The 9,326-nt window shown below is 54.6% G+C and carries 3 protein-coding genes; all 3 read left to right on the top strand.

The features are described 5' to 3' along the window. Positions 1-57: 57 nt before the first annotated feature. The 3 genes from I2D69_RS19000 to mobC are packed head-to-tail and all read left to right on the top strand — an operon-like array spanning position 58 to position 9,174. Complete coding sequence (locus tag I2D69_RS19000) at positions 58-8,013, top strand: SNF2-related protein (RefSeq protein ID WP_347708405.1); 7,956 nt, start codon at positions 58-60, stop codon at positions 8,011-8,013. 1 nt (position 8,014) lies between these two features. Further along, positions 8,015-8,833, top strand: a complete 819-nt coding sequence (locus I2D69_RS18995) for a DUF3849 domain-containing protein (protein ID WP_195380387.1) — start codon at positions 8,015-8,017, stop codon at positions 8,831-8,833. A 2-nt stretch (positions 8,834-8,835) separates the two neighbouring features. After that, positions 8,836-9,174 carry a plasmid mobilization relaxosome protein MobC gene (gene mobC / locus I2D69_RS18990; protein ID WP_172698076.1) on the top strand — a complete coding sequence of 113 codons (339 nt, stop codon included), beginning with the start codon at positions 8,836-8,838 and terminating at the stop codon, positions 9,172-9,174. Positions 9,175-9,326 lie beyond the last annotated feature (152 nt).

Below are 9,326 nucleotides of genomic sequence, written 5' to 3'. Positions count from 1 at the left end.
GTCGGAAAGCCGTGTGAGGGAGAACCTCATGCACGGTTTGATGAGGGGCGGATGAAAATTTCATCCGCCTACTCTACCCAAAATGACATCGACCATGTGCTGCGTTTGGGCGGCAATACAGACCGTCAAAGGGAGCGTGTGGTTGCAGCCTTTGAAAAGCAGAAAACCACCGCTGAGATTGCCGAGATACTGAAAACGCTGTACCACGGCGGCAATGGCCTTGGCAGTGTGAGCGCATGGTATGCCGAGGATGGTATCCATCTTTCCCACGGGAAGTCTGTCCGTTATGACAGGTCTGCCCAGGTCATTTCCTGGGAGCGCGCCGCAGAGCGTATCGGGGAGCTTTTGGAGAGCGGCCAGTTTGCCTCCAATGTGGAGCTTGCAGAAGCGGCAGGCTATGAACGCTCCCTCCTTTCAGAAAAGCTCTGGTATCTGTACCACGATTTCAGCGAGGAAGCCAGAAAAGCCGGATATTTGTCCTGCCTGTCAGAGATCAAAGGCAATGGTTTCCCGGAGGAGACCCGCCGCCTGATGGAGCAGCTGAGTGAACCGGCTTTCCGCCAGACCCTCAAGGAAGAATACGCTGCCTTCTGGACTGCCTATCAGCAGGACCGTGACCTGTTGCGTTTTCACTATCATAGACCGAGGGAGATCTGGGAGAACCTGAAGGACCTTGACCTGCCCCGCAGGACCTTTTCTTCAGAGCTTTCCCAAGTGCCAACCGTCCAGCACTTTATTACCGAGGATGAGATCGACGCCGCCATGACCGGCGGAAGCAGTTTCGCCGGTGGAAAAGGCCGTATCTATGCGTTTTTCATGGCAAACCATACGGATAAGGAGAAAGTGAGATTCCTCAAAGACGAGTATGGCATTGGCGGACGCTCTCATGCCTTGTCCGGTGCAACACACAGCGGCGAAGATCACGATGGGAAAGGACTGCACTATAAAAAGCAGGACTGCCCGGATGTTCACTTGAACTGGGAAAAGGTTGCCAAGCGCATTACCTCACTTGTCCAGAAAGACCGCTATCTTACCGAACAGGAACAGGCGCAGTATGACAAAATCCAGGCTGAAAAGGAACTGGCCGAAGAAGATGCCATCCAAGCCCAGCAGCCGGATTCTGCCGTGTGGGAATATAACGGTGTCAAGGTGCGCCACCCGGATGATATGATTCTGTATCAGATGGGCGATTTCTTTGAGCTGTACGGTGAGGATGCCAAAGAAGCCGCTGCGGAACTGAACATCAATCTCACTACCCGTGCGATTCCGGGCGGTGGCCGTGTGGAAATGTGCGGGTTTCCGGCAAATCAGCTGGAGCAGATGGTGGAACAGCTGCGTGATAAGCATGATGTGACCATTTCCGCTGTACCGGAGGACGGCAAGGAGCGTCAGGAATATTCCATGCCCTCTATCAACCATGAAGCGGAACAGCACATCAACGCTCAGGAAGCGGAGTTTGGTGCAGACGGGAACAGAGTATTCCGGGATACAGAAGCAACCGCAGCCCCTACAATTCGGGAAATGTACGAGCAGTATAAGCCTGTGGTAACTGCCGCCATTTCCGAGGATGCCGCATACCGCAATGCCTGCGGTCATTCTGACCGTGAAAATGCTGTCATCGAGGGCAATGCTGCTGTGCGCCGTGCGGTCCTTGGCTCTAAGGATATGGAGCTGATCCGCCTCTATTCGGATGTACCGGAGTTCCGTCAGCGACTGCACCGGGAAGTGATCGACGAAACCTATTCAAAACTCCATGAGCTTCTGCGCCCTCTTTCTCAGGAAGATATTGATACTGCCCTTTGTGCATGGAACGGCAATATTGAGAGTAAACACGCTGTCGTCCGCTATATGAAAGACCATGCAAGAGAGAAAGATACCGCTGCATGGCTGGCTCAGGAATACGGCGGCAGTAACAGCAACAGCCTGTTCATTACTCGTGCCGGAAGCCCGGAGGAAATGCAGCTGCCCTGGCCGAAGGTACAGCGCAGGATTGCCCAGCTCATTCAGGAGGACCGGTTCTATACCGAAGAAGAACAGGACCGTTTTGACAATATCGACCCTATCGCCATCCGGGAAGCCCTGGAAGAAAGAGGGGTCGTCAACGGTCAGGTGGCAGACCCGGAAAAACTGGACAATGACCCGTTTATCCAGCGGGTGATGTCGGATGCAGAGCAGATCGCAGCTGCCGAGATAGAGCAGACTTCCGAAGTTTCCATTTCCGATGAGGAATATGATGCAGTTCGCCGCCCAACTCCGCAAAGAATCTCCTATGACCCTGCCGCCCCGGTCTATGCCGTGGGAGATACCGTGTATATCGAGGATGACGCCTATCAGATCACGGAGCTGCGGGATGACACCGTGCAGCTTCTGCCCACCGGTATGGTGTATCCCATCTACCGTGCAGAACACAAAGAACAGTTTGAACAGCTGCTTCGTGCAGACCGCCGCAATGCTTACTATACCGAGTTTCTTCCCGTTGACCCGGACAAGGTAGATCAGGACTTGCGGGATGTATTGGCCCATGGACTGATGGATGAAGCAGATAAAAAACAGGTTTCCACGCTGCTGCAATCCGGCAGGAGCAACAGTGAGATCGCCTACTGGCTGAGTAGAGCCTATTCCGGTGAGATCGAGACGCTGGATCTGGAGACCGGTGATATTGCCGATTACCGTACCACGGCACAGGGCATAGAGCTGGAAGTCATGGATGCAGAGGAAAAGCGTCTGGCTGTGCTGTATTTTCGCTGGGATGAGGTTGCGCCTTTGCTGCGCGGGATGTATGCCCGCCAGCTGGACGGTTTTGGACAGGAACGCTCCGAACCGGTTGCTGAAGCCCCGGCCCTCCATTCCGAGACCGTAGCCGTTTATCCGGGCGATAAAAACAATCTGCCTTATGATGTGGTGGTGGAACGGCTGCATATCGAGGAGCCGGAGCCACCAGCCCCTGTGACAGAGCCGGAGAAAACCTTTGAGGAAGTGCTGGACGAACACCCGGTTTCCATTCAGGTCAATGGCCAGTGGCAGACCTTCCCCAATGCCAAAGCTGCCGAGGAAGCCTCCTATGAGGAATACAAGGCAAACCTGCTCCGCAATGCACAAAACTTCCGTATTACCGATGAGCATTTGGGCGAAGGCGGTCCGAAAGCTAAGTTCCAGGCAAATATCAATGCCATTCGTTTGCTGAAAAATCTGGAAGCTGCCGGACAGCAGGCAAGCCCCGAACAGCAGGAAGTCCTATCCCGCTATGTGGGCTGGGGCGGTCTTGCCGACGCCTTTGACCCGGAGAAACCGGCATGGGCTTCCGAGTATGCCCAGCTGAAAGAGCTGCTGACCCCAGAGGAATATGCCGCCGCCAGAAGCTCCACCCTCAACGCCCATTACACCAGCCCTACGGTCATTCAGGCCATCTATGAAGCGGTGGGCCGTATGGGGTTTGAGACCGGAAATATTCTGGAGCCATCTATGGGTGTGGGCAATTTCTTCGGTATGCTGCCGGAGGAAATGCGAAACAGCCGTCTGTACGGCGTGGAGCTGGACCCGGTTTCCGGGCGCATCGCAAAGCAGCTCTATCCCAAGGCGGACATCACAGTAGGCGGCTTTGAGACCACCGACAGGCGTGACTTCTTTGACCTTGCCATCGGCAATGTGCCTTTCGGTCAGTATCAGGTCAACGACAAAGCCTACAACAAGCTGAACTTTAGTATTCACAACTACTTTTTCGCCAAAGCACTGGACCAGGTGCGTCCCGGCGGCGTGGTAGCTTTTGTGACCTCCCGCTATACCATGGACGCCAAGGACTCCACCGTGCGCCGCTATCTTGCCCAGCGCGCCGAACTGCTGGGAGCTATCCGTCTGCCTAATGACGCGTTCAAAAAGAATGCCGGTGCCGAGGTGGTATCGGACATCATCTTCCTCCAAAAGCGGGACCGCCCGCTGGACATCGTGCCGGAATGGACTCAGACCGGACAGACAGAGGATGGGTTTGCCATCAACCGGTATTTTATCGACCACCCGGAAATGGTGCTGGGCAGACAGGAGCCAGTAAGCACCGCTCATGGTATGGACTACACCGTGAACCCCATCGAGGGACTGGAGCTTTCCGACCAGCTGCATGATGCAGTGAAGTATATTCATGGCACTTATCAGGAGGCAGAGCTGCCGGAGCTGGGCGAAGGCGAAGCTATTGACACCTCCATTCCTGCCGACCCCAATGTGAAGAACTATTCCTATGCCATTGTAGACGGGCAGGTGTACTACCGGGAAAACAGCCGTATGGTGCGCCCTGACCTCAACGCCACCGCCGAAGCCCGCGTGAAAGGTCTTGTGGGACTGCGTGATTGTGTGCAGGAACTGATCGACCTTCAGATGGATGCAGCGGTTCCGGACAGCACCATTACCCAAAAGCAGGCGGAACTGAACAGCCTCTATGACAGCTTTTCTGCCAAACACGGTCTCATCAATGACCGTGCAAACCGTCTGGCCTATGCAGACGATTCTTCCTATTACCTGCTCTGTGCGCTGGAAGTCATCGACGAGGACGGAAAGCTGGAACGCAAGGCAGATATGTTCACCAAACGGACCATCAAGCCCCATCAGGCGGTGGCTGTGGTGGATACGGCAAGTGAAGCACTGGCGGTGTCTATCTCGGAAAAAGCCTGCGTGGATATGGACTATATGAGCCAGCTTACCGGAAAAACAAAAGACGAACTGGCCGGAGAGCTGCAAGGCGTGATCTTCCGTGTACCGGGACAGTTGGAGCAGGACGGAACGCCCCATTATGTGACTGCTGATGAATACCTTTCCGGCAATGTACGCCGCAAACTGCGTCAGGCACAGAGGGCGGCACAGCAGGACCCTTCCTTTGCAGTCAATGTGGAAGCCCTTACTGCCGCCCAGCCTAAAGACCTGGATGCGTCGGAGATCGAGGTGCGCCTGGGTGCAACCTGGATCGACAAAGAGTACATCCAACAGTTTATGTACGAGACCTTCAACACCCCGTTTTACCTCCAGCGCAGCATCGAGGTCAACTATTCCTCCTTTACCGCTGAATGGCAGATCAAAGGAAAATCTTCCGTATCCTACAACGATGTGGCAGCCTACACCACCTACGGGACCAGCCGCGCCAATGCTTATAAGATTTTGGAGGACAGCCTGAACCTGCGAGATGTCCGTATCTATGACACCATAGAGGACGCAGACGGAAAAGAGCGCCGTGTGCTGAACGCCAAGGAGACTACCCTGGCCGCTCAAAAACAGCAGGCGATCCGGGAAGCCTTTAAGGACTGGATCTGGAGAGACCCGGAACGCCGTCAGACTTTGGTGCGCCAGTACAACGAAGAAATGAACTCTACCCGTCCCCGTGAGTATGATGGCAGCCATATCACTTTTGGCGGCATGAACCCGGCCATTACCCTGCGGGAACACCAGAAAAGCGCCATCGCCCATGTGCTGTATGGCGGTAATACGCTGCTGGCACACGAAGTAGGCGCGGGCAAAACCTTTGAGATGGTGGCCGCTGCTATGGAAGCCAAACGCCTGGGTTTGTGCCAGAAATCTCTTTTTGTGGTTCCAAACCACCTGACCGAGCAGTGGGCGTCGGAGTTTCTGCGCCTCTATCCTTCCGCCAACATCTTAGTCACAACCAAAAAGGACTTTGAGACCCATAACCGCAAAAAGTTCTGCGCCCGTATTGCGACCGGTGACTACGACGCCATCATCATGGGACACAGCCAGTTTGAGCGTATCCCCATCAGCCGGGAGCGTCAGGAACGGCTTCTCTATGAGCAGATCGACGAGATCACCGAGGGCATCGCAGAGGTGCAGACCAGCGGCGGCGAGCGTTTTACCGTCAAGCAGCTGGAGCGTACCCGTAAGTCTCTGGAAGCAAGACTGGAAAAGCTGCAAGCCGAGGGGCGAAAAGACGATGTGGTAACTTTTGAGCAGCTGGGAGTGGACCGATTGTTCGTGGACGAGGCCCACAACTATAAAAACCTGTTTCTATATACAAAAATGCGAAATGTGGCTGGTCTTTCCACATCGGACGCGCAGAAATCCTCCGATATGTTTGCCAAGTGCCGCTATATGGATGAGATCACCGGAAACCGTGGCGTGATTTTTGCCACCGGCACACCGGTCAGCAACTCCATGACCGAGCTTTACACCATGCAGCGTTACCTTCAGTATGAACGCCTGCAAGAACTGAACATGACCCACTTCGACTGCTGGGCTTCCCGATTTGGGGAGACTGTCACAGCATTGGAGCTGGCACCGGAAGGAACCGGCTACCGGGCAAGAACGAGATTCAGCAAGTTCTTTAACCTGCCGGAGCTGATGAACCTGTTCAAAGAAGTGGCCGACATTAAGACTGCCGACCAGCTGAATCTGCCTACCCCGGAAGTGGAATACCACAACATCGTGGCGCAGTCTACCGAACATCAGCAGGAAATGGTCAAGGCCCTTTCGGAGCGCGCATCGCTGGTACACAGCGGAACCGTTGACCCGTCCCAGGATAATATGCTTAAGATTACCTCGGATGGCCGCAAGCTGGGGCTGGACCAGAGGATCGTCAACCAGATGCTGCCGGACGAACCCGGAACAAAGGTCAATCAGTGTGTGGACAATATCATGCAGATCTGGCGGGACGGCGAAGCTGACAAGCTGACCCAGCTGGTGTTCTGCGACATTTCTACACCACAGGCAAAAGCTCCTGCAAGCAAGGCGGCGAAAACGCTGGATAATCCACTGCTTCACGCACTGGAAGGCGCTGTGCCTCTGCCGGAGCAGGAACCGGCCTTTACGGTATATGACGATATTCGTCAGAAACTCATTGCTCAGGGGATGCCTGCTGACCAGATCGCTTTTATCCATGAAGCCAACACCGAAGTCAGGAAGAAGGAGCTGTTCTCCAAAGTCCGTACCGGTCAGGTGCGTGTGCTTATGGGAAGTACCGCCAAGATGGGCGCAGGCACCAATGTGCAGGACCGCCTTGTGGCGCTGCATGACCTGGACTGCCCGTGGAGACCGGGAGACCTTGCCCAGCGCAAGGGCCGTATCGAGCGCCAGGGCAACCAGAATCCCCTTGTTCATGTGTACCGCTATGTGACCGAAGGAACCTTTGACGCATACCTCTGGCAGACGGTGGAGAATAAACAAAAATTCATCAGCCAGATCATGACTTCTAAATCGCCGGTGCGCTCCTGCGATGATGTGGATGAAACCGCCCTCAGTTTTGCCGAGATCAAGGCTCTGTGCGCCGGAGACCCCCGTATCAAAGAGCGTATGGATTTGGATGTGGAGGTATCCCGCCTGAAGCTGATGAAAGCCGACCACCAGAGCAAGCAGTACCGCTTGGAGGATCAGCTGCTGAAGTATTTTCCGGAGGAGATTGAAAAGCACAAGGGCTTTATCAAGGGCTTTGAATCTGACCTGGAGGTTTTGGCAGCTCACCCACACCCGGAGGACGGCTTTGCCGGTATGGAGATCCGGGGCGACCTGCTGACCGATAAAGAGAACGCCGGTGCAGCCCTTTTGGACGCCTGCAAGGAGGTCAAAACCTCCGATCCGGTACAGATCGGCAGCTACCGGGGCTATGCCATGTCCGTGGAGTTTTCCGCCTGGAAACAGGAATATACGCTCCTGCTGAAAGGACAGATGACCCACCGGGCAACCCTTGGTACAGACCCGCGCGGAAACCTTACCCGTATCGACAATGCCCTCGCCCAGATGCCGCAGCGTCTGGAGGCGGCAAAGGCCCAGCTGGATAACCTCTATCAGCAGCAGGCTGCCGCAAAAGAGGAAGTCGGAAAGCCATTCCTTTATGAAGAAGAACTGAAAAGCAAAAACGCCCGTCTGGTGGAGCTGGATACCCTGCTCAACATCGACGGAAAGGGACAGGCACACGCTGAGGCTGTTGTTGCCAAAAGCGCACGGCCTTCGGTGCTGGATCATCTGAAACGCCCGGTGCCGCCACGCAGTACAGACAAGAAACCAAAACAGCATGAGGAGGTGCGATAACATGAATACCAACGATCTGAATACAGCTCTTTATGAAAAGATGGCTGCTGAGCAGGACAAATACAGGGACTGGCTGAAAAGCCAGCCCCCGGAAGAAATCCTGAATCACACCTATGAGTACACGGTTCGTGAGGACATTGTGATGGCGATGGAGGAACTGGAGCTGACCGACGCCCAGGCCAAGGCGCTTTTGGAATCTCCCTCGCCGCTGGCGGATGTGTACCGCTATTTTGAAAAGCTGGAGACCGGCTATATGGATGTAATAAGGGATAGCATTGAGAACCGTGCCGATGATATATGCAGAGCCAAAGAGGAACTGCGAACAACACCGGTATATCCCTACTCTGCCGCCTATGCGAGAGAACATGGGGAGCTGGAGCAGTACCGAGCTTCCAACAATGCAAATCTCCAATGCAAGGAGTCCATTGAAGCGGCGGTGCGGGAACACTTCGACGGAATGTATCTCAGTCACGATGCGGCAAAGGGTGTGATCGAGACCTATGGCATGGAGCGTGTGGCTATGGTTCTGGCTAACACTGTCCAGCTTCAGAACTGGGATGGGCGCTACTCCCGACGCAACAAAGAATGGGCTAAGACCATTCCCAACGAGAACCCCGAAACCGTCCGTTGTGGTTATGTCCTGAACAGCCACCCTGCTGTGCTGGATGGCTTTATTGATCTGGTGCGTGAAGAACAGCAGCGCAGCCGTACTCAGGGAGAAGAAACGCAACCGTCCCGTCCCTCAGTACGGGATAAGCTCAAACAGGAGCTGCCTGTCCATAAGCCTGCCGCCCCGAAGAAACGAGAGCCGGAGCGATAACTATGACAAAGCGTAAGCGGGATGTTCCGGTTTTGTTTTGGGTGTCCGCAGAAGAATTGGAATTGATCCGTCAAAAGATGCAGCAATATGGGACAGAAAACCTGAGTGCCTATCTGCGGAAGATGGCTGTGGATGGCTATGTGGTGCAGCTGGATTTACCGGAGCTGAAAGAACTGGTTTCCCTTATGCGATATTCCAGCAACAACTTGAACCAGCTAACCCGCAAAGTGCATGAGACCGGGCGGGTTTATGATGCCGATCTGGAGGATATATCCCAGCGGCAGGAGCAGTTATGGGAGGGCGTGAAGGAAATCCTTACACAGCTTTCTAAACTTTCATAACAGGGATAGATACTCCATTTGCGGAGGGAGGAACGGCGTTTCTTCGCCGCACCTTCCTCCGCTTTTTCTTTTTGCGTGTGTCCAGCAAAGCTGGACTACACTTGCCGGTGTAAGTCCGGTCACGGTAATCGCCAGTGAGCCGTGTAGTTAAA

Origin of the sequence: Ruminococcus sp. D54t1_190329_F1 (assembly GCF_015551645.1) — a bacterium.
Lineage (GTDB): Bacteria > Bacillota > Clostridia > Lachnospirales > Lachnospiraceae > Blautia_A > Blautia_A faecis.
Note: the sequence above shows the minus strand (reverse complement) of the source record. Positions and strands in the feature narration are given on the sequence as shown.

What these genes read in the sequence shown, in the direction of transcription:
- I2D69_RS18995 (WP_195380387.1), top strand. Translation starts at nt 8,015, where the DNA reads ATGAATACCAACGATCTGAATACAGCTCTTTATGAAAAGATGGCTGCT.
- mobC (WP_172698076.1), top strand. Translation starts at nt 8,836, where the DNA reads ATGACAAAGCGTAAGCGGGATGTTCCGGTTTTGTTTTGGGTGTCCGCA.